General features: G+C 66.4%; 20 protein-coding genes and 1 tRNA gene. 6 read left to right on the plus strand and 15 right to left on the minus strand.

The window, feature by feature from the left end; genetic code table 11:
* Window positions 1-117 precede the first annotated feature (117 nt).
* From thsB to BM167_RS02120, 7 genes are all read right to left on the minus strand, one after another.
* Window positions 118-1,752 (minus strand): thermosome subunit beta, encoded by a 1,635-nt coding sequence (gene thsB, locus BM167_RS02095; RefSeq protein ID WP_177213305.1) that lies wholly within the window; start codon window positions 1,750-1,752, stop codon window positions 118-120.
* A gap of 315 nt (window positions 1,753-2,067) precedes the next feature.
* Window positions 2,068-2,241: a hypothetical protein gene (locus tag BM167_RS18290; protein WP_177213262.1), complete on the minus strand. Its 174-nt coding sequence runs from the start codon at window positions 2,239-2,241 to the stop codon at window positions 2,068-2,070.
* A gap of 266 nt (window positions 2,242-2,507) precedes the next feature.
* A tRNA-Ser gene (locus BM167_RS02100) sits at window positions 2,508-2,588 on the minus strand.
* A 29-nt stretch (window positions 2,589-2,617) separates the two neighbouring features.
* Window positions 2,618-2,830, minus strand: a complete 213-nt coding sequence (locus BM167_RS02105; RefSeq protein ID WP_245781290.1) for a DUF7981 family protein — start codon at window positions 2,828-2,830, stop codon at window positions 2,618-2,620.
* Window positions 2,827-3,210, minus strand: a complete 384-nt coding sequence (locus BM167_RS02110) for a Rid family detoxifying hydrolase (RefSeq protein ID WP_092888052.1) — start codon at window positions 3,208-3,210, stop codon at window positions 2,827-2,829. The genes BM167_RS02105 and BM167_RS02110 overlap by 4 nt, the downstream gene beginning before the upstream one ends.
* A gap of 72 nt (window positions 3,211-3,282) precedes the next feature.
* Window positions 3,283-4,308, minus strand: coding sequence for a cytochrome d ubiquinol oxidase subunit II (locus tag BM167_RS02115; RefSeq protein ID WP_092888055.1), 1,026 nt, complete (start codon window positions 4,306-4,308; stop codon window positions 3,283-3,285).
* Window positions 4,301-5,737, minus strand: coding sequence for a cytochrome ubiquinol oxidase subunit I (locus tag BM167_RS02120; RefSeq protein WP_092888058.1), 1,437 nt, complete (start codon window positions 5,735-5,737; stop codon window positions 4,301-4,303). The genes BM167_RS02115 and BM167_RS02120 overlap by 8 nt, the downstream gene beginning before the upstream one ends.
* 178 nt (window positions 5,738-5,915) lie before the next feature.
* Here BM167_RS02120 and BM167_RS02125 point away from each other — a divergent pair, with 178 nt between their 5' ends.
* Window positions 5,916-6,770: an SDR family NAD(P)-dependent oxidoreductase gene (locus BM167_RS02125; protein ID WP_092888059.1), complete on the plus strand. Its 855-nt coding sequence runs from the start codon at window positions 5,916-5,918 to the stop codon at window positions 6,768-6,770.
* Window positions 6,771-6,776: 6 nt separating this feature from the next.
* Here the strand turns inward: BM167_RS02125 and ilvA are convergent, their stop codons facing one another.
* Window positions 6,777-7,988: a threonine ammonia-lyase gene (gene ilvA / locus BM167_RS02130; RefSeq protein ID WP_092888062.1), complete on the minus strand. Its 1,212-nt coding sequence runs from the start codon at window positions 7,986-7,988 to the stop codon at window positions 6,777-6,779.
* A gap of 248 nt (window positions 7,989-8,236) precedes the next feature.
* Window positions 8,237-8,683, minus strand: a complete 447-nt coding sequence (locus BM167_RS02135; protein ID WP_092888065.1) for a gamma-glutamylcyclotransferase family protein — start codon at window positions 8,681-8,683, stop codon at window positions 8,237-8,239.
* A gap of 86 nt (window positions 8,684-8,769) precedes the next feature.
* Here BM167_RS02135 and BM167_RS02140 point away from each other — a divergent pair, with 86 nt between their 5' ends.
* A complete protein-coding gene (locus tag BM167_RS02140; RefSeq protein WP_092888068.1) occupies window positions 8,770-10,218 on the plus strand; it encodes an MATE family efflux transporter in 1,449 nt (482 codons plus the stop codon).
* Window positions 10,219-10,271: 53 nt separating this feature from the next.
* Here BM167_RS02140 and citZ read toward each other — a convergent pair whose 3' ends face one another.
* Entirely contained in the window at window positions 10,272-11,411 is a 1,140-nt protein-coding gene (citZ, locus tag BM167_RS02145) for a citrate synthase (RefSeq protein ID WP_092888071.1), read from the minus strand.
* A gap of 189 nt (window positions 11,412-11,600) precedes the next feature.
* Here citZ and BM167_RS02150 point away from each other — a divergent pair, with 189 nt between their 5' ends.
* Together BM167_RS02150 and BM167_RS02155 are read left to right on the plus strand one after the other, a co-directional pair.
* Window positions 11,601-12,857, plus strand: a complete 1,257-nt coding sequence (locus tag BM167_RS02150; RefSeq protein ID WP_092888073.1) for a potassium channel family protein — start codon at window positions 11,601-11,603, stop codon at window positions 12,855-12,857.
* A 218-nt stretch (window positions 12,858-13,075) separates the two neighbouring features.
* A complete protein-coding gene (locus BM167_RS02155; RefSeq protein WP_218153754.1) occupies window positions 13,076-13,333 on the plus strand; it encodes a HalOD1 output domain-containing protein in 258 nt (85 codons plus the stop codon).
* Between the two features lies 1 nt (window position 13,334).
* On the opposite strand, the gene BM167_RS02160 is transcribed toward BM167_RS02155, so the two are convergent.
* Together BM167_RS02160 and BM167_RS02165 are read right to left on the minus strand one after the other, a co-directional pair.
* On the minus strand, window positions 13,335-13,658 hold the full coding sequence (locus BM167_RS02160; RefSeq protein ID WP_177213263.1) for a DUF7536 family protein: 324 nt from the start codon (window positions 13,656-13,658) through the stop codon (window positions 13,335-13,337).
* A gap of 14 nt (window positions 13,659-13,672) precedes the next feature.
* Window positions 13,673-15,001 (minus strand): MFS transporter, encoded by a 1,329-nt coding sequence (locus BM167_RS02165; protein ID WP_092888079.1) that lies wholly within the window; start codon window positions 14,999-15,001, stop codon window positions 13,673-13,675.
* Between the two features lie 142 nt (window positions 15,002-15,143).
* On the opposite strand from BM167_RS02165, the gene BM167_RS02170 reads away from it, so the two are divergent.
* Window positions 15,144-16,100, plus strand: a complete 957-nt coding sequence (locus BM167_RS02170) for a succinylglutamate desuccinylase/aspartoacylase family protein (protein ID WP_092888082.1) — start codon at window positions 15,144-15,146, stop codon at window positions 16,098-16,100.
* A 2-nt stretch (window positions 16,101-16,102) separates the two neighbouring features.
* Window positions 16,103-17,191 carry a pyridoxal-phosphate dependent enzyme gene (locus tag BM167_RS02175; protein ID WP_092888085.1) on the plus strand — a complete coding sequence of 363 codons (1,089 nt, stop codon included), beginning with the start codon at window positions 16,103-16,105 and terminating at the stop codon, window positions 17,189-17,191.
* 95 nt (window positions 17,192-17,286) lie between these two features.
* Here the strand turns inward: BM167_RS02175 and BM167_RS02180 are convergent, their stop codons facing one another.
* The 3 genes from BM167_RS02180 to BM167_RS02190 all read right to left on the minus strand — a co-directional run bounded on the left by BM167_RS02180 (window position 17,287) and on the right by BM167_RS02190 (window position 19,471).
* Window positions 17,287-17,568, minus strand: coding sequence for a YgaP family membrane protein (locus BM167_RS02180; RefSeq protein WP_092888088.1), 282 nt, complete (start codon window positions 17,566-17,568; stop codon window positions 17,287-17,289).
* Between the two features lie 133 nt (window positions 17,569-17,701).
* Window positions 17,702-18,454 carry a protein-L-isoaspartate O-methyltransferase family protein gene (locus tag BM167_RS02185; RefSeq protein WP_092888091.1) on the minus strand — a complete coding sequence of 251 codons (753 nt, stop codon included), beginning with the start codon at window positions 18,452-18,454 and terminating at the stop codon, window positions 17,702-17,704.
* A 21-nt stretch (window positions 18,455-18,475) separates the two neighbouring features.
* Entirely contained in the window at window positions 18,476-19,471 is a 996-nt protein-coding gene (locus BM167_RS02190) for a class I SAM-dependent methyltransferase (RefSeq protein ID WP_092888094.1), read from the minus strand.
* Window positions 19,472-19,509 lie beyond the last annotated feature (38 nt).

Here is a 19,509-nt window from a genome sequence, read left to right on the forward strand (position 1 = left end):
CGGCGCGCGGTGCGAGAGACGACGGGGTCGGGGGTGTGAGGTGTGGCGTCGGCCTATCTCACATTCGCGTCACTGAACGACGCTCGGTTGCCTATGAAAATCGGGCGCTGCCCGATTTTACATAGCGCCGCCCATACCGCCCATGCCGCCCATGCCGCCGGCGGGTGCGCCGCCTTCGTCGTCGTCGCCGCCGGTGCTCAGGTCGCCCGCGGCGATGATGTCGTCGATTTTGAGGACGAGGTTCGCGGCCTCGGTGGCAGACGAGATGGCCTGCTCTTTCGCGTGGGCGGGTTCGACGATGCCCGCCTCGAAGGTGTCTTCGACGTCGCCGCTGAAGACGTTCAGACCGGCGCGCTTGTCGCCTTCCTCGTGCGCCGCGCGGAGGTCGACCAGCGTGTCGATGGAGTCGAGACCGGCGTTCTCCGCGAGGACGCGGGGGACGAGTTCGACCGCGTCCGCGAACGCCTCGACGGCCAACTGTTCGCGGCCGGAGACGGAGTCAGCGTAGTCGCGGAGACGCGAGGCGAGTTCGACCTCGATTGCGCCGCCGCCCGCGAGGACGCGGCCGTCGGACACGGTCGTCGCGACGACGTTGAGAGCGTCCTCGACGCCGCGTTCGAGTTCGTCGACGACGTGGTCGGTCGAACCGCGGAGGAGCATCGTGACGCCGTGGAAGTCGTCGCCGATGCCCTCGACGTAGAACAGTTCGTCCTCGCCGTCGCGGCGGACGCTACCGGTGCCGAGGTCCGCGGCTTCGAGGCTGTCGAGGTCGGAGACGACGTTGCCGCCGACGATGTTCTTCAGGAAGCCGATGTCGGACTTCTTCGTCCGGCGGATCGCGAGGATGCCCTGCTTTGCGAGGTAGTGCTGGGCGAGGTCGTCGATGCCTTTCTGACAGAAGACGACGTCCGCGCCGGACTCGGCTATCTTGTCGACCTTCTCCTTGAGCTGCTTTTCCTCTTGGTCGAGGAACTTCTGGAGTTGGTCGGGGTTCTCGATGCTGACCTGCGTGTCCACGTCGGTCTCCTCGACCTCGATGGGTTCGTTGAGGAGGAGGACGCTGGCCTCGTCGAACGCGACGGGCATGTCGTCGTGGACGGGGTCTTTGTCGATGACCGCGCCGTTGAGCAGTTCGGACTCGCTCGCGGAGCGACCGGTCTGCGTCTCGATGGAGACGTTCTCGAGGTCGACCACGTAGGACCCGTCGTCGGCTTCGACGGTGACCTGCTGGACGGCCTGGACGATGATGTCGGCGAGAAGCTCCTTGTTGAGTTCGGAGCTCTTGCCGGTCATGGAGGTCTCTGCGACCTTTCTGACGATCTCTTCGTCGTCGGGTTCGACGACGTCCGCGATGTCGTCTATCTCCTCGCGGGCCTGCTGGCTTGCGAGGTGGAAGCCCTTGATGATCGCCGTCGGGTGGATGTCCTGTTCGAGGAGGTCCTGGGCGTTCTTCAGGAGTTCGCCCGCGATGGCGACGGCCGTCGTCGTTCCGTCGCCCGCCTCGTCCTCTTGGGTCTCGGCAACCTCGACGATCATCTCGGCCGTCGGGTTGTCGATGTCCATCTCCTTGAGGATGGTCACGCCGTCGTTCGTGATGGTGACGTCACCCATCGAGTCGACGAGCATCTTGTCCATTCCCTTCGGACCGAGTGTCGAACGTACGGCCTCCGCCACAGCACGGGCGGCAGTGATGTTGTACTCCTGCGCGTCGCGGTCTTTCACGCGCTGCGCGTCCTCTCCCATGATGATCATGGGCTGACCCTGCTGCATTCGCTGACTCATAGTTCACCGAGAGATTGTTTGTGATTCTATATAAGATTTTGGATTCAGCGAGGAGCGTGACTTGTCATCAATTCACACGAGACGGTGCAGAACTCCTCTCTCGGCGTCGCTTCTCGTCCGATTCGTGCGATTCGTTCGCACACGATACCTGTCCGGTAGAGCCGAAGATACGACTATCTTTATATAGGGCTTCGTGGCGGGAACGTCCTCACTCGGACGTAAGCGGGCGGTGACGCGGAAAATATCGAAGGAGGCCGAAGGCGGTAGACGGCGAACGCCGTGCTCTCACTCGTCGTCGGGGATGTCGTCCGTCAACAACGGCGTCTCGGGGGTGGCCTCGAACGGCGGGAGTTCGTCGTCGGACTCCACTGCCTCTATCTCGTGCGAATAGAGGCGCTCTTGGAGCTGATTCTTCTTGTTGCGGCCCTTGCGCTCCCGGCCATTCTTCGTGTCTGGCATTGTCGTGCGTGTCAACGACACCCATGGTGATGAATGTTTGGGTCCGGCCGTGACGCGTCGGGGTTCGGACGACGGTACCGGCCGTGAGACGCCGGACGAGACGCCTCTGGTGGGGTGAGACACGGTAGAAGCGCCGGACGGGGACCGAACCTCGGTCGCTCCTTTCAGTCGCTTTCTGGTTCACATCCCGTCGTAACCGTTCACAGATTTCCAACCGCGTGGCTCGGCGATGAAACGCCTCGCTGGAGGGCTAGAAATCAGAGAAGCGCCGGGACAGGGATTTGAACCCTGGATCCCAAAGGGAACACGCTTTCCAGGCGTGCGCCTTACCACTCGGCCATCCCGGCTTACGTCTCAACGTATCCCGTTGATTCGTTTAAGTCCTTCCTTTCGCGGTGAGACGGCCCTCGGTGGCGTACGTCACGGCGGCGACGACGACGCCGACTGCGAGTGCGGTTCCGAGAGCGCCGCCGACGCCGAACGTCAACGGGGAGACGAGGAGACGGTACCCCTGCAGGGCGACGAGAAAGCTGAACCCGCCGATTGCGCCCCACAGGAGCGCGGACTTCGCTCGCGGCCGCACGCTCACTCGGATGCGTCGGCGATTGCCTCTATCTCGACGCCGACGCCTTTCGGGAGGTTCGCCACTTCGAGGGCGCTTCGGGCCGGGGGTTCCGACTCGAAGTAGCCCGCGTACGTCTCGTTCATCTCGTCGAAGTCCTCGATGTCGTCGAGGAAGACGCTCACCTTCAACACGTCCTCGGCAGTCGCGCCCTCGGCGTCGAGAATCGCCACGACGTTGTCGAGTGCTTGCTCGGTCTGCGTGGCGATGTCTTCGTCGTCCAGCAGTTCGCCGTCGGGCGTGAGCGGAATCTGTCCGGCCGTGAAGACCAACGACTCGTTCGTCGTCGCCTGACTGTACGCGCCTACCGCGGCGGGTGCCTCGTCCGTGCTGATGATTCGCTTCATGCGCGAGGCGTCGGCGGCCGACGACTTAAAACCGAGAGAGACGGCGCGGTTTCCTCGGTCCGTCCGCAACGCTCAGTCGCCGCCGTACGCCTCGCCCGCCTCTACCGGCCCCCGGAACACCGAGTAGAGAACGCCGAAGTAGACGAACACGAGGGGAAGAAGCGCCGCCGCCGCGATAGTCATGAGATTCAACGGAAGCGTCGAGACGATGGCCGACTCCACCGTCAGCCCGGCGGCGGGGTCCGCCATCGGGTACATGAGGAGAGCGACGAGAGCCGCCAGTCCGTACGTCATCCCGGCGGCGGCGGCCATCGCCGGGAGGAACGTCTCCCGACGGATGGCGGCGACGTAGGCGACGGCCAGCGCCACCGTGAGCGTCACCAGTCCGACCGAGGCGGGCGCGAGAAGCGAATCGCTCACCGCGGGGTCGAAGACGTAGAGATAGCCGAGAGCCGCGACGACGAGTCCGAGATACGCCGTCACCGCTTTCGGCCCGTAGGCGACCATCTCTCGCTGGAGCGACCCGCGGGTCTTCAGTCCGAGGTAGGCCGCCCCGTTGACGACGGTGAGGGCGACAACGGCCGCGCCCACGACGATAGCCGGGACGGATGCCAGACCAGCGCCGCCGAGGAGCCAGTTCGCGGCGAACGCGCCGAGAAAGAACGGCGCCGCGACGCTCCCGGCGACGAACGCGCGACCCCACCACCGTTGCCACCTCGCGTCGTGTCGCTGTTCGTACATCTCCGGCGCGAGTCCGCGACAGATGAGCGCGGCGAGGATGGCGAACATGAGCAGGTAGTTCCGACTGAACAGGTTCGCGTACACCGCGGGAAACGCCGCGAACATCGCCCCGCCGAAGACGACGAGCCACACCTCGTTGCCGTCCCAGACCGGTCCGATGGCCGAGAGCAGTTGCTCTCTCTCGTCGTCGTCGTCGAGAGTAGCGAACAACGCTCCGACGCCGAAGTCGAAGCCGTCGAGAAACAGGAACGTCCCCAACAGGAAGAACACGAGACCGAACCACAGTTCGGGTAGCGGAAGCCCGAACAGGGGTCCGTCCGCGAGCGTCCCCGACTGCAGAACCGTCGGGTCAGTCATCGTCGGTCCCCTCCGTGACCGTCCCGGGCGTCACGGGAACGTCGCGTTCGGCGCTCGGGATACCCTCTACGGTGGGCGGACCGCTTCGGACGATGCGAGCGACGATGTACCCGTACAGCGTCAACAGCGCGAGGTAGACGAGAGCGAACCCCGCGAGCGTCGCAGTCGCCTCTCCGCCGGTCAGCCCCGGAGAGACGCCGTCTTCGGTTCGCATCACGCCCTGTATCACCCACGGCTGTCGACCCACCTCGGTGACTATCCACCCGACTTCGACCGCCAAGATTCCCAGAAGCGACGAGGCCATGAGCGACTTGTGGAGCAAGTCGTCGTCCCGGAGTTCACCGCGCCACCAGCGGTAGCCCGCCCAGAAGGCGAGCAGCACGAACCAAAAGCCGAGGCCGACCATGAGGCGGAACGCCCAGAACACGATGGCGACTGGCGGCGCCTCCGTCTCGAACTCGTTTAACCCCTTGATAGTCGCCGACGGGTCGCCACCGCTCGCCAACCACGACGCCCCGCCGGGGATACCGATTCCGAACAGTTCTCTCGCTCTCGGGTCGGTCAGGTCCTGTAGGTTCGTCGGGACGGCGATGATGTACTCGGGGACGTACGATTCCGTCTCCCAGACGGCCTCCATCGCGGCGAACTTCTGCGGTTGCGTCTCCGCGACGTGACGGCCGTACGCGTCGCCGTGGAGCACCTGAAACGGCGCGGTGAGGAGGAGGACGACGATAGCTATCTTCAGCGTCTTCTCCCAGAAGGCGACGTTCTCGACGGGATACTTCCACTGGTAGTGCCGGAAGACGTAGTAGGACGCGACGCCCGCCATGAACAACGCCACCGAGAGGACGGCGGCGTTCTGCATGTGGACGAACATCCACGGGAAGCGGGGGTTCGCGTATGCGGCGATGGGGTCAGAGAGGTGAACGATGGTCTGTCCGCCCTCCGTGGCGAGTTCGTATCCGCGAGGCGTCTGCATCCACGAGTTGGCCACGAGAATCCAGACCGCAGAGAGCCACGTCCCGAGACCGACCGCGACGGCAGAGACCATATAGAGGGCGTCAGATACCTTCTCGCGGCCGAATACGAATACGCCGAGGAACGTGGCTTCGAGCATGAACGCCATCATGCCCTCCGTCGCCAACGGCCCGCCGAACAGTTCACCCGCAGTCGTCGAGAACGCGGCGAAGTTCGTCCCGAATTCGAACTCCAAGACGATGCCCGTCACCGTTCCGACGACGAACGAGACGGCGAATATCTTCGTCCAGAACCGCCGCAACTGCTCGTAGACGGGGTCGTCCGAGCGGATGTCCTTCCACGTGAAGTAGACGAGAAAGGGCGCGAGGCCCATGCTCATCACGGGGAAGATGATGTGGACGATGGTCGTGAGTGCGAACTGGAGCCTGCTTGCGAGTACTGGGTCTACCATAGGTGGCGGTTGAAGTCGGCCACCGTCGGCGGGCGGTGGCCCGAGTCGGTAATCGGTCGTACGGTTCCGGCGAGATTAGACTCCGAACCCGCTTCCCGAAGACTGGGAACGACCGAAACCGATTCTATTCCCGGCGGCGCACGCAGATTAATACTCCCGTCGCCCGTGTCAGTTCCACATGGCGGACCCCGCTACGGTAGATTTCGGCGCGGACGACGTACTGGTGATAGGCGACGACCACTTCGACGCAGAGAGCGTCTGCGTCGTGACGGGTGCGGCCTCCGGCATCGGGCGAGCGACGGCCGCCGCGATGGCGACGAACGGCCTCACCGTCGTCGGAACCGACGTGGACGCAGACGGACTCGCCTCGACGAAAGCGCTCGTCGAAGACGAGATGGACGCGCCGGGCGACGTGGTCACCGTAGAGGCCGACCTCACCGACGACGACGACCTGAGAGCGGTCGTCGAGGAGGCGGCGACGCACGGAGACGTGCGTTACCTCGCGAACGTCGCCGGGATGCAGCACATCTCACCGCTCGAAGAGTTCCCGATGGACGTCTACGACGCGATGCACGACGTGATGCTCCGTGCGCCCTTCCTGCTCTCGAAACTCGTGGTGCCCCACATCCGCGACACCGACGACGGCGTCGGGGCCATCGGGAACATGTGCTCGATTCACGGCCACGTCGCGACGCAGGACAAGGCGGGCTACGTCACCTCGAAGTTCGGTCTGCGCGGCCTCACGAAGTCAATCGCCGCCGAGGGAGGGGGAACGCTCCGCGCGTTTACCATCTCGACGAGTTACGTCTCGACGCCGCTCGTCGAAGAGCAGATTCCCGACACGGCCGACGAACGCGGCATCTCCGAGGCGGAAGTCGTCGAAGACGTGATGCTCGGCGGGTCGCGCGTCAAAGAGATGATGCGCCCGATTCAGGTGGCGAACCTCTTTGCCTTCGGGTTCTCGAAGCACGGCCAACATCTGAACGGCGACGACATGACGTGGGACGGCGGCCACCTCGGCACGTACGAGTAACCCGGTTCAAGCGAGAACCTCGACCTCGTACCCCCGTTCTCGGAGGGCCGCTAGCAGTTCGTCGACGTGTTCGAACCCCTTGGTCTCTAAGTCCAGTTCCACGTCCGCCTCGTTCATCGAGATATTACGCGACGTCCGGTCGTGCTGGATGGCGTAGATGTTCGCTTGGGCGTCCGCGAGGACGGCGATGAGGTCCTGTAACGCGCCCGGGCGGTCCTTCAGGACGGTCCGAATCTTCAGATACCGCCCCGTCTCGACGAGTCCGCGCATGACGACGGTCGTGAGTTGGTTGAGGTCGATGTTACCGCCGCAGAGCGCCGGAACGACGACTTCGCCCTCCTCGTAGTCGAACGCCTCGAAGAGCAGGGCCGCGAGGGCGACTGCCCCCGCGCCCTCGACGAGCGTCTTCGACCGTTCGAGGAGGTAGGTCAGCGTGACGGCTATCTCCTCGTCGGAGACGGTCACCACCTCGTCCACCCGTTCTCGGATGACGTCGAACGGTTCGTCGCCCACCCGCCGCGTGGCGATGCCGTCGGCGATGGTGTCGACGTGGTCGAGTTCGTGAATCGACCCCTTCCGAAGCGAGTCCGCCACGGAGGAGGCCCCTTCCGCCTGGACGCCGATGACGCGCGCGTCGGGGTTGTGAGCTTTGACCGCGGTTGCGATGCCGGAGATGAGGCCGCCGCCGCCGATGGGGACGACGACGGTGTCGAGTTCGGGGCAGTCTTGGACGATTTCGAGGCCGATAGTTCCCTGTCCGGCCATCACGGACGGGTCGTCGAAGGCGTGGACGTACGTCCGACCCTCCCGTTGTTCTATCTCGTGGGCCTTCGCTTGCGCCTCGTCGTAGTCCGCGCCGTGGAGGATGGTCTCGCCGCCGTACCGTTCTGTCGCTTTCACCTTCGAAATCGGCGCGTGCTTCGGCATCACTATCTTCGAGTTCGCGCCGGCGCGAGTCGCCGCGAGTGCGACGCCCTGCGCGTGGTTTCCGGCACTCGCGGTCACCACGCCCGCCGCCTTCTCTTCGTCCGAGAGCGTGGCGATGCAGTTCATCGCGCCGCGAATCTTGAACGACCCGGTCCGCTGGAAGTTCTCCAGTTTCAGATACACCTCCGCGCCGGTCATCTCCGAGAAGGTGTGCGAGTAATCCAGCGGTGTCCGCTTCACCACGTCTTCGATTCGGCCCCGCGCCGCGGTGACGTCCGACAGAGAGAGCATGCTCGCGGTTCTCCGTCGCCTCGGTTAATCGTTTTGGGGTCGCCGGGCGACCGCTCTCTCGGAGGCGACGACCGCTCTCGGGCCGGGGCGTGGCGGTCGCTCTCGAACTGTGAAAGGGAAAGGGGGAATGCACGCGTGTGACGTGCGTCTGTGTTTCGGACCGCGTAGTATATAAACGTCATGTACCCGGACCGGAAGTGAAATCGCAAGACAGCGACGAGATGATCGCGCCGTCTGACGAACGTCATTCACGCGTCGGATACATTCTCCCCCCGACTCACGACGACGCGTTCGTCGGCCACGTATCGCCGAACGCCGCCGCCGAAATCGTCGCTCTCGGGCCACCGAGCCTCGGTATCGACGGCCAGTCGGTCGGGGTCGCCGACGTACACCGCCGCGCCCTCGCGCCCGTCGTCGTCCGTCGCGTCGCCTGCGTCGTCGAACCCGTCCGCGTACGGGACGTTCACGCGGACGTAGATCCCCGACGAGACGCCTTCGTACCGGTCGAGCGTCGTCACGTCGTCGGTCTGCAGGATGCGCCCCTCGACGGACCCACCCGGGACGAGTGTCGGGTACCGCCCCTCGACGCGGCGCAGGCCGACGAGTCGGGCGTCGGGTCCGAACGACCACTCCTCTAAGAGCGAGTCGGCTCTGTCGGGGTCGGTCAGCGTCCCGTAGACGAAGATATCGGTCACGCGAGAGGCGTCGGCGCGAACCGGCAAAGGTTCTCGGTGTTCACCTTCCGGTAGGGTCAAGCGTTCGACGCGGTAGACGTCTCTACATGGACTTCGGGCGACTCCGCGGCGTCTGGCGTCGCGTGTTCTCGCTCGCGTGGCCGGTGATGGCCGAACAGACCACGCGGACGCTGATGCGGACGGTGGATATCCTCGTCACCGCCGCCCTCTCTCCCGCCGCCGTCGTCGCAATCGGCCTCGCGGACCTGTTCGCGCGCTTCCCGCTCAGAATCGGCCTCGGACTCGGCGGGGCCGCCATCGCGCTTTCGAGTCAGGACACCGGAAGCGGTGCCGACGCGAACCGGGACGAGGCGGTGACGCAGGGACTCCTCGTCGCGTTCGTCACCGGCCTCCCGTTCGTCGCCTTCGGTCTCTTCTTTTCGGAGTGGGCGGTCGGTCTGTTCCCCGCCAGCGACGACGCGGTGCGCCTCGGCGGGACGTACCTCGCCGTCGTCTTCGCGACGGCACCGGCGCGCCACGTCGCTCTCGTCGGTGCCCGCGCCCTGCAGGGCCTCGGCGACACCCGCACGCCGATGTACGTCAACGTCGTCGCCAACGTTCTCAACGTCGCCCTCTCGGTGGGCCTCGGCTTCGGCGTCTTGTTTCTCCCGCGGTTGGGCGTCTTCGGCGTCGGACTCGCCACGTCGGCGGCGAACGTCCTCTCGGCCGGACTGCTCGTCGCGGCGACGTACCGCCCCGCCTCGCCCGTGACGTTCGCGCGCCCGACGGACCGGACGGTGGCGGCCCAACTCGTCCGCGTCGCGACGCCCCGGGCCGCGGAGGGGTTCGCTACCGAACTCGCGGAGTTCCCGTTCAACGCGTTGCTCCTCTCCGTCGGCGGCACGGGCGGCCGACCGTCCGGCGACGTCGCAGAGCTCGGCTCTGCGGCCCACCAGACTGTGTCTGGTGACGTTATCAACGCCGGATTTCAGGTCGGCCGCCGGGTGTACCAACAGGTGACGAGTCCGCTCTCTCGCGGGTACAACGTCGCCGGGAGCATCCTCGTCGGACAGGCGCTCGGACGCGGCGAGGAGTCCGTCGCGCGGTACGAGGGGTGGGCCACCGCCGCGCTTTCGCTCCTCTCGGTCGGTGGCATCGGCGTCGTCCTCGCCGCCTTCGCGGACCCCGTCGTCGCCGTCCTCGGATTCGGCGGGTCGCCCGAAGCGCTCACGTACGCGGCGGAGTTCGCCGTCGTCTACGGTCTCTCCGCGCCGATGCTCGCGGTGTTCGTCGCTCTCTCTGGCGCGTTACAGGGTGCCGGTGCGACTCGGCTCCCGTTTCTCGCCCGCGTCACCGGCATGTTCGGCTTCTTCGTCGGCGTCTCCTACCTCGCCGTCGAGTGGTTGGAACTCGGCCTGTTCGGCGTCTACGTCGGCGTCTTCCTCGCGTATCTCTGGATGGGACTGTTCGCCGTCGCGGCCTTCGCGCGCGCCGATTGGGCGGGGCGGGCGGCGGGACTCCTGCACGAACGCGGGAGCGTCGACGCCGACGACTGACCGAAACCCGACGGCGGACGACCGACAGACGGCAGAAAGCGGAGACGGCCGGACTACCGTTCGTCGACGTCGGGGAACGTCTGGTCCGTCGGGCCGACGTACCGCGCGCGCGGTCGGATGAGGCGGTTGTCTTCGTACTGTTCGAGGACGTGTGCGGTCCATCCGGCGACGCGGGACATCGCGAAGATTGGGGTGTAGATATCGACGGGGATGCCCATCTGGTAGTACGTCGAAGCGGAGTAGAAATCGACGTTCGGAGCGAGACCCTTCTCGTCTGCGATGTACTCTTCGATTGCGACGGAGTAGTCGTACCACTTCATGTCGCCCGCCGCCTCGCCGAGCGTCTCGGACTTCTCGCCGAGAATCTTCGCGCGCGGATCTTTGACGTTGTAGACGCGGTGTCCGAACCCGGGGACGCGACGACCCGAATCGAGGGCGTCCGTGACCCACTTTGTGGGGTCTTTGTCGCTTTCGTCTATCTCTTCGAGCATCTTCATCACGTTCGCGTTCGCCCCGCCGTGGAGCGACCCCGCGAGCGTGCCGATGGCGCTCGTGATGGCGCTGTGCATGTCCGAGAGCGTCGAAGCGGTGACCATCGCGGAGAACGTCGAGGCGTTCAGACCGTGGTCGGCGTGGAGGACGAGAGCCATGTCGAACGTCTCGGCCAACACGTCGTCGGGTTCCTCGTCGTTGAGCATGTAGAGGAAGTTCGCGGCGTGGTCCAGGTCCTCGCGCGGTTCGACCGGTTCCTCGCCCTTACGGAGGCGGTCGAACGCCGCCAGCGCCGTCGGAATCTTCGACGTGATGCGTCGGGACTTGCGGACGTTCGCCTCGTGGTCCGTGACGTCCTCGAAGGTGGCGTCGTCGTCGTGCGCGGACAGCGACGAGACGATGCTCCGAAGCGCGGCCATCGGCACCTCGTCGGCCGCCGCGAGCGACCGGATGTGGGCGAGTACGTCCTCGTCGAGCGCTCGTTCGGCCGCCATCTGCTCTTTGAACGTCTGGAGTTCCGAGCGCGCGGGAAGCTCTCCGTGCCAGAGGAGGTAGACGACTTCCTCGTACGACGCGTCGCGGGCGAGGTCCTCGATGGTATAGCCCCGGTAGACGAGTTTACCGGCGTCGCCGTCGATGTAGCTGAGTTCCGACTCGGCGACAAGAACGCCTTCTAGCCCCCGCTTTAGGTCGTCTGACATACCAAAACGGTACCCGTCCCTCTCAAAAAAGCGTTATCGTTCACCCCAAACTATTTTTCGCCCCGAGAAGCCGTCGTACGATGGCTCTCTCTGCTGATTCCCGTCTCGTCCTCGCGTCCGGAGGACGCGGGGAGGGCGACGAACGCGGCGCTACCAAGCCTTTTCACGGTCCGACGCGCATCCCGACACATGGACCCAGTGGACGTGGAGTACGAACCGGTCAGCGTGAAGGAGGTTCTGTCGGAGATGAAAGACACCGCAGAACTCCTCATCGACCTCTCGTACTCCGCCGTCCTCAACGGGAGCGACGAGATAGCGCGGGAGGTTCTCGAACTCGAAGAGCGGATGGACATCCTCCAACTGCAGGGCCGGATGAGTCTCCTCATGGCCGCGCGCAACCCCGAAGACGCAGAGCAACTCGCGCCCGTCCTCGGCGTCATCGAATCGGCGGAGAAGATATCCAACGCGGCGGGAGACATCGCGAAAGTGGTGTTAGAGGACATCGGCCTCCCGGACGCCATCCGCACGGCCCTCCCGGAGGCGGCCGAGATGCTGGTCCGCGCGACAGTCGCCGTGAACTCGCCGTACGACGGCCGCACCCTCGGCGACATCAACATGGAGACGGAGACGGGCGTCCGCGTCATCGCCATCCGTCGCCGGTCCGTGACCGGCAAGCGCCGGTGGATACAGAACCCGGACCAAGAGACGGAGGTTCGCGAGAACGACGTGCTCCTCCTCCGCGGCGCGCAGACGGGCATCGCGGACGTGTACGAGACGGTCGCGGGCGTCCCGTACGAACCCCCCGCGGCGGCCGACCCGCCGATAGAGGACCTCGAACGCGCGGTCGACTCCATCATCTTGATGAAGGATATGAGCGAACTCGCCGTCGACCTCGCGTACGGGGCGATTCTGTTCGACAGCGAGGGGGTCGCAGAGGAGGTAAACGAGTTGGAGGCGGAGGTGGACGCGCTGAAATCCCGCTTCGAGGCGTGGGTGCTTCGGGCGGCGAGTCGCGTCGAAGACCCGGTTCAACTCCGCGGCCTCGTCCACCTGGCCTCCGCGACGGAGGTCATCTCCGACGCCGCACTCGAAATTAGCGAGGGCGTCCTCAGGGGACTCAACGCCCACCCGGTCGTCGCCGTCGCGGTAGAGGAGTCAGACGAGGTCATCGTCCGATTCACCGTCCGCGAGGGGAGCGCTCTCGCGCGCACGACGTTGGGAGGCAAGCGGGTGAAGACGGAGACGGGGATGCGCGTCATCGCCGTCCGCCGCGAGAGTCACCGTCCCGAGGGCGACGACGCGGGGGACGGCGGCGACGAGTGGGTGATCCAACCCGGCCCGGATACCGAACTGCGCCCCGGCGACGTGGTCATCGCGAAGGGGACTCGCGCGGGCGCGGAACGACTCGGCGAGGCCACCGGCGACCCCCGAGAGTTCGACGAGTAGTTCTCCCGTCGCCGACGTCACCGCTGCGAACGACGCCCTCTCGGAGTCACCGGCGGTCATATAACTGCTTGGACAGAGAAACGGCCACCTTCTTGTGATGCGTCTGCTTGGTCGGTAACTATGGGTCTGGTGGATTCTCTCACCGACTGGGATGGTACCGAACTGGGGCACGTCGACCGGACGGCGCGTTGGAGACGCCGACTGGGAGGGCGAGGCCCGTGAACGAATCAGATACGTCTCCGGGTCCGAACGGCGGAGACGACATCGGCATGCGAATCGTCAACGAAGTCGCCGCCGCACTCGAACGGGACCCGATGGACCTCGAACCCCTCGCGGGACTCGTCGACGTCGACGCTCTCTCTTCGCTCGCTTCGACGCAGTCTGTCGACGTCTCCTTCGAGTACGAGGGACTCCGCGTGTCGGTGCGCACGGACGGTTCCGTCGGCGTCGAACGTCTCGACGGGCGGAGACCGTAGCTCAGACGTCCTCTGCTCTCGCGAGGCGGTAGACGGAGGCGACGGTCAGAAGCGTCGCTACGAAAAGCGCCGTCGACGCCGCGAGGACGAACGCGAGGACGCCGAACCATCCCTCCGGTCCGAGAACCGGGTACGCTCGCGTCCCCGCGAACGGGCCGAACAGTTCCAACACTCGAAACAGGTACGCGGTAACCGCGACTGCGACGCCGACTGCGACGCCGACGGTGACGTTTCGCGACACGTCTAACGCCTCGACGAGTCCGCCGGACGGCGGACGCTCCGGAACCTCGTCACTCACGTCTCCGAATTGCGCTCGAGAGACCAAATCTCCATCGTTCGCTACGCGTACGCGGGGAACTCCCGACCGAAGGCGAGAAAGTACCCCGTTCCGAGGAGACCGACCACCGTCGCCGCGGCGAAGGCCAGTTCCGGCGAGGCGGCGTACAACCACCCGCCGACGGCGGCGGAGGGGACGACGACGACGTTGCGAACGAGGTAGTACGACCCGACGACGCGCCCGCCCGCGTTCTTCTCTGCGGGACCGACGATGAGCGCTTTGTGCGCCGGGAGTCCGGCGAACCGCAGGCCGGAGAACGCAAAGAGGAGAGCGACGACGGCGGCGTTTTCGGGCGCGTTGATGATGAGGACGGGAAACACCGCGTAGACGACGAAGCCGACGGCGACGACGGGTTTCAGCCCGACGCGGCGCGCGAGTTTCGCGACGGGCACCATCGTCAGGAGGGCGACGGCCATCTCGACGGCCAAGAGGACGCCGAAGAACGCGTCCGGCGAGAGCGACCCGACGACGGGCAGGGTGACGCCGACGGCGAGGAACTCGGTGACCACGATGACGAAAAACACGTACACCATCCCGTTTCCGAAGCGGACGAGGGTGTCGCCGACGAGCAGGGGTCTGAGTTCCGGCGGCATCGCTCGCAGGTCCGAGAGCACCGACGCGACGCCCTCGAACGACTTGCCGAACGAGTCCTTCGAGGCGTCGTAGAGGAGATACTGCGTCGCCGTCGCGACGAGTCCGAACAGGGCGGCGACGGCGAGGACGACGCGGAACCCCGACTCGAACGGGTAGAGAGTCAACACCCCCGCCGCGAGCAACGGACCCAAGAGGAAGGCCGTCCGGCGGAACGTCTCCGTGCTCGCAAACCCCGTCGCCAGGCGGTCCGGGGGGACGCTCTGTTTCACTATCGCGAACGTCGCGCCGAGTCCGAACGACTTCCACGCCTGCGAGAGGAGGAGTCCGAGGAAGATGCCCACCGGGAGGACGACGGAATCGACGGCGAACGGACCGACGGAGGCGGCCGGTATCGTGAGGACGCCGAACGCGTCGGCGAACAACCAGACGACGAACCCGAGCGTCGAGGCGAGGCCGAACCCGGTGAGTGCCGTCCGCGACCCGACGCGGTCCGAGAGAGCGCCGCCGGGGTACGGGTAGACGGCGCTTATGAGATTGCCGAAACTCCCGTAGAGACCGATTGCGAGGCTCCCCGCGCCGAGGACGCTCATATAGCGCGGCATGTATCGTCCGGTCATCTGGAAGCCGAGGCTGAACGCGAACATCGCCGCCGAGAGAACCAACACGTCCCCGTCGAGAGCGAAGAACTGCCGGAACGACGAGAACGCGTCCGGGTCGTCCGTCTCCTCGTGGGCCATACGTGACCGTTCGGGCACGCGGGTAAAACCGCTCCCGGTCGGTCGCCCGTCGCCCGCCGAGTCGCGCCAACGGGCACCTACGTCGTCGCTCGCGGTGTCACAGACCGAATCTCTAAAGGGTGGGGGTACCGACAGACGAGTAATGACCACGCTCGGAAGCGCGAGCGCGGCCCCCGGAGAGACGGATACGGGTCGCCTCGAGGTGGGAGAGGCCCGAGACGGAAGCCCAGTCGCTCTCCCGGTCGCCGTGATAAACGGCGCCCGCGACGGGAAGACGCTCTACGTGCAGGCGGCGTCGGACGGCGACGAACTCAACGGCGTCGGAGTGATCCAACGCGTCGTCCCGCAGTTGGACCCGGCGGACGTCGTCGGCGAGATTCTCGTCGTCGGCATCGTCAACTACCACGCGTTCCAGGTCGCCGAACACAGAAACCCCATCGACGACACGAAGATGAATCGGGCGTACCCGGGCGACGAGAACGGGACCTCCTCCGAGCGAATCGCCGCGGCGACGTACGGCGTCGCCTCTCGCGCGGACCTCATCGTCGATCTCCATCAGGGCTCTACGAGTCGGATGATAGACGAGGTTCGCGTCCGGTGCGGCCGCCACCACCGCCTCCACAACGAGTGTCTCCGCCTCGCGAAGACGTTCGGATGCGGCTACATCCTCGACCAGAAGGGGCCGGACGGGCAACTCGCCCGCGCCGGACCGGACGACGGCATCCCCACCGTAGACCCCGAACTCGGCGGAGCGGTCGGGTGGGACGAAGAGAGCATCCGGAAGGGCGTAGACGGCATCTACAACGTCCTCTACGGCTACGGCTTTCTCGACGGCACGTGCGAGACGTCGTCTCAGACCCGCGCGAAGGGGTTCGACCAGTACGGGTCGCCCGCGGGCGGTCTGGTCCGGTTCAAGAAGGACCTCGGCGACTCCGTCTCGGTCGGCGACGTGTTGTTCGAGGTGACGGACGTCTTCGGCGGCCTGAAGGCCCGCGTCACCGCCGACGGCCCCGGACTCTTCTGGCGTTCGCGCCGCCTCCCGCAGGTGGCGAGCGGCGAGTACGTCTGCTCTGTCGGAACCGACATCGACACCGTCTGACCATGGCGGAACTCACGCTTCGCTGTTCGTCCTGCGGCCGAACACCCGCGGAGTGGGCGTGGCGGTGCGACTGCGGCGCGCCGTTGGATTTCGCGACCGACTTCGGACCCGACGGCCCCGCCCCCGACCCGGCCGATTTCGACGCCCGAGACGGCCTCTTTTCGTTCGAGGACTGTCTCCCGGTCGGTCCGAACGTCACCCTCGGCGAAGGGATGACTCCGCTCGTGGACGCGCCCGAGTGGGACGCGTCGTTCAAACTGGAGTACGTCTTCCCGACGGGGTCGTTCAAGGACCGCGGCGCGGCGGTGACGCTTTCGGTCGCCGACGAACTCGGCGTCGAACGGGTGGTCGAAGACTCCTCCGGTAACGCGGGCGCGGCCATCGCCACCTACGCCGCCCGCGCCGGAATCGACGCGGACATCTACGTGCCCGCGGCGGTCAAACCGACCAAACTCCGCGCCATCGAACGCGCGGGCGCGACGCCGGTTCGCGTCGAGGGGTCCCGCGAGGACGTGACCGACGCCTGCCTCGACGCCGTGCGCGCGGGCGAGGGGTGGTACGCCTCCCACGCGTGGAACCCCGCGTTCTTCGCCGGGACGGCGACGTTCGCCTACGAGGTGGCGCTTCAACGAGACTGGACCGCCCCGGACGCCGTCGTCTCCCCTCTCGGCCACGGGACGCTGTTTCTCGGCGCGTACCGCGGCTTCCGCGCCCTCTACGAGGCGGGGTGGATAGACGAGATGCCGCGCCTCCTGGGCGCGCAGGCGGCCGGATACGCGCCGATAGCGGAGGCGATGCACGGACGAGAGGCCGCGGCGGGCGACAACGACGCGGCCGACGGCATCCAGATACGCGAACCGACGAGACGCGAGCAGATTCTCGCCGCGATAGCAGAGACCGACGGCGACGCGATAGCGCTCTCGGAGGAGGCGGTCGAACGCGAACTCGACGCCCTGCACGCCCGCGGGTTCTACACCGAACCGACGTGCGCCGTCGCGCCCGCGGCCCTGCGGGAGTACCGCAGTCGGGGCGTCCTCTCTGCGGACGACGACGTGGTCGTTCCGTTAACGGGTAGCGGGATGAAGACGTAATCTACGGTCCGCCTCGCGAGGAGGCGAAAAGACGGCCCGACGCGCATATCGCGGGTCGCGTCCGTCCAAGAACGTCTCCGTGACAGTACAAAAAGTCAGTTCGGACGGCCCGCCATCCGGTCGGCCGTCTCTTTCTGCTCGGTGTCCTCGTCGCGGTGCGTGTTCAGACCGAGCGCCCGGTTGAGGGGGCATTTCTGCGTCATCCCCGTGACGACGAACACTGCCCCGACGAGGAGGGCACCTCCCGCGAGGACCGTTCCGAGGATTCCGGTCGCGACTGTGACGAGTCCCGCCACCATCGCGGCACCGACGATTACGAGGACGGGGCCGACGACGAGCCGAGCGATTCGGTCGTATCCGCCGACGTTCTTTTGCATATGTACTTCACCGCTCAGTAGTACGCCTCCCTGAGAGATAAGCTGCGTAGACGTTTCTCGTCGCAAAAGAACCTGATACGTCGGACATCCGGATACGAGCCTCTCTATCTGGGACCCTCTGTCGGAGGCTCGGCTATCGACGCCGCCGTCCGCTGAGTCGTTCGTCCCAGTCTATCCACTCCTGTTCCCACCCGCTGGGCGCGAAGTACCCCGAGTCGGGTTCGGCGTGTTCGGCGTCCTCCCGTTCGGTGCGGTTTCGCACCGGACCGGTGTGCTGTTCGCCCTCCACGAGGAGGGGTCGGAAGGCGACGGGGCCGTGTTTCTCCACGACGTCGCCCTCTCGGTCCACGGAGACGAGCGTCTGTTCGGGCCCGCCCATCGGCATGACGAGGTGGCCGTCGTCGGACAACTGCCCGACGAGAGTCCGCGGGGGACTGATGGCGGCCGCTTCGACGAGGATGCGGTCGAACGGCGCGTACTCGGGGAGGCCGTCGGCCCCGTCGCGGCGGTCAACGAGGACGGCTCCGTACCCCGCGTCTTCGAGATTCGACCGCGCGGCGTAGACGAGTTGGCGGTCGATGTCTATCGCGTGGACTCGCTTTGCGTCCGCGAGTTCGGCCACGACGGCGGCGGTGTATCCGACGCCCGCGCCGACGACCAACACCTCGTCGTCTTCTCTCACGTCGAGCGCAGACAGCAGTCGCGCGGCCAAATCGGGGGCGAGTACCGTCGTCCCCTCGTAGTCGGAGGCTCGGTTGTTGTACGGCGTCTCCTCGACGAACGAGTGTCGGGGGACGGTTCGCATCGCGAGGCTGACGGACTCGTCGACGTCCATCGAGTGCTCGATGCTATCGACCATGTCCTCGCGTAATGCGGCGGTATCCATACTCGCTCTCGGAGATGCGTCCTAATCAACCGCACGCTCCGGCCGGTGGGCGACCACCGCCGTCCTGCGGTCTCCCGGCACGGATTTACAAGCAACATCCGCGAATCCGGCGTCGGTCAACCACTCGCGGTAGGTCGCCTCCGGGTAGGCGTCGCCCCGTCCGACGCCGAGGGCGCGCATCCGCGCGGCGACGGCCTCCGGCGACCCGTCGCGGAGAGCGTCCACGATGACGAAGACCCCGCCCGATTCGAGGGCATCGAACGCCGCGGCGCAGAGCGCGCGGTTCTCCGCGGGGTCGAGTGCGCTCGTCGCGTCCGCGGCGAACGCGAGTCCGAACGCCTCGTCGTCGAGGCCGAACTCTTCGGGCACCTCTGCGGCGACGGTTCGGACGCCGCGGTGACGCACCATCTGTTCGACGGCGTCCACGCAGGCGTCGTCGTCTACGAGCGTCGTCTCGAACCCCCGCGCGGCGAACTCCGTCGCGTACGCCCCCGACGCGCCGAGGAGGTCGACCACTCGCTCCGCGTCGGGGCGTTCGCGGACCGCGGCGGTGACGCGGGCGCGAACCACCGCGTCCTCCGTCGCGGCGTGCGCCCCGAGGCGGTTCCGGGTCCAGTCTGCGGGCAGGTCGGGGGCGTCGCCCGTCGCCATCGTCTCCGGTAGGGCGGTCCAACAGTCCAGCAGGTCCAACGCGTGCGGCAGGCGGCCGATGGACCGAACGTCTCGCTTCGCGAGAAATCCGAGCGCGCGGTTCGTAATCTCGTACTCGCCGCCGTCGCCAGACTGCGTCTGGCGGGCTGACGAGCGTTGCTCGTAAACAACGTCGCGGACGAACCCGAGGTCGGCGAGCGATTCGACGACGACGACCGCCGCCTCTTCGGTCACGCCCGCCTCCGCGGCCGCCTCGCGTGGCGTCCCGGCGGTGTCGAGAATCGCCTCGAGGAGGCCGCTCCGGCGGGCGGCCCACAGTAAGAGGAGTTCCTCCACGTCGTGCGACGAACTGTCTCGGGTCGGCATGGTGTCGAAGAGGCCCCCGACGGGCAAAGTCCGCCCGG

The organism is Halopelagius inordinatus, assembly GCF_900113245.1.
Lineage (GTDB): Archaea > Halobacteriota > Halobacteria > Halobacteriales > Haloferacaceae > Halopelagius > Halopelagius inordinatus.

Bases quoted from the DNA above. Each gene is read 5' to 3' on its own strand.
- BM167_RS02115 (WP_092888055.1), bottom strand. From the start codon at position 4,308: ATGACTGACCCGACGGTTCTGCAGTCGGGGACGCTCGCGGACGGACCC.
- BM167_RS02120 (WP_092888058.1), bottom strand. From the start codon at position 5,737: ATGGTAGACCCAGTACTCGCAAGCAGGCTCCAGTTCGCACTCACGACC.
- BM167_RS02165 (WP_092888079.1), bottom strand. From the start codon at position 15,001: ATGGCCCACGAGGAGACGGACGACCCGGACGCGTTCTCGTCGTTCCGG.
- BM167_RS02170 (WP_092888082.1), top strand. From the start codon at position 15,144: ATGACCACGCTCGGAAGCGCGAGCGCGGCCCCCGGAGAGACGGATACG.
- BM167_RS02185 (WP_092888091.1), bottom strand. From the start codon at position 18,454: ATGGATACCGCCGCATTACGCGAGGACATGGTCGATAGCATCGAGCAC.
- thsB (WP_177213305.1), bottom strand. From the start codon at position 1,752: ATGATCATCATGGGAGAGGACGCGCAGCGCGTGAAAGACCGCGACGCG.
- BM167_RS02150 (WP_092888073.1), top strand. From the start codon at position 11,601: ATGGACCCAGTGGACGTGGAGTACGAACCGGTCAGCGTGAAGGAGGTT.
- BM167_RS02140 (WP_092888068.1), top strand. From the start codon at position 8,770: ATGGACTTCGGGCGACTCCGCGGCGTCTGGCGTCGCGTGTTCTCGCTC.
- citZ (WP_092888071.1), bottom strand. From the start codon at position 11,411: ATGTCAGACGACCTAAAGCGGGGGCTAGAAGGCGTTCTTGTCGCCGAG.
- BM167_RS02175 (WP_092888085.1), top strand. From the start codon at position 16,103: ATGGCGGAACTCACGCTTCGCTGTTCGTCCTGCGGCCGAACACCCGCG.
- BM167_RS02110 (WP_092888052.1), bottom strand. From the start codon at position 3,210: ATGAAGCGAATCATCAGCACGGACGAGGCACCCGCCGCGGTAGGCGCG.
- BM167_RS18290 (WP_177213262.1), bottom strand. From the start codon at position 2,241: ATGCCAGACACGAAGAATGGCCGGGAGCGCAAGGGCCGCAACAAGAAG.
- BM167_RS02125 (WP_092888059.1), top strand. From the start codon at position 5,916: ATGGCGGACCCCGCTACGGTAGATTTCGGCGCGGACGACGTACTGGTG.
- BM167_RS02190 (WP_092888094.1), bottom strand. From the start codon at position 19,471: ATGCCGACCCGAGACAGTTCGTCGCACGACGTGGAGGAACTCCTCTTA.
- BM167_RS02180 (WP_092888088.1), bottom strand. From the start codon at position 17,568: ATGCAAAAGAACGTCGGCGGATACGACCGAATCGCTCGGCTCGTCGTC.
- ilvA (WP_092888062.1), bottom strand. From the start codon at position 7,988: ATGCTCTCTCTGTCGGACGTCACCGCGGCGCGGGGCCGAATCGAAGAC.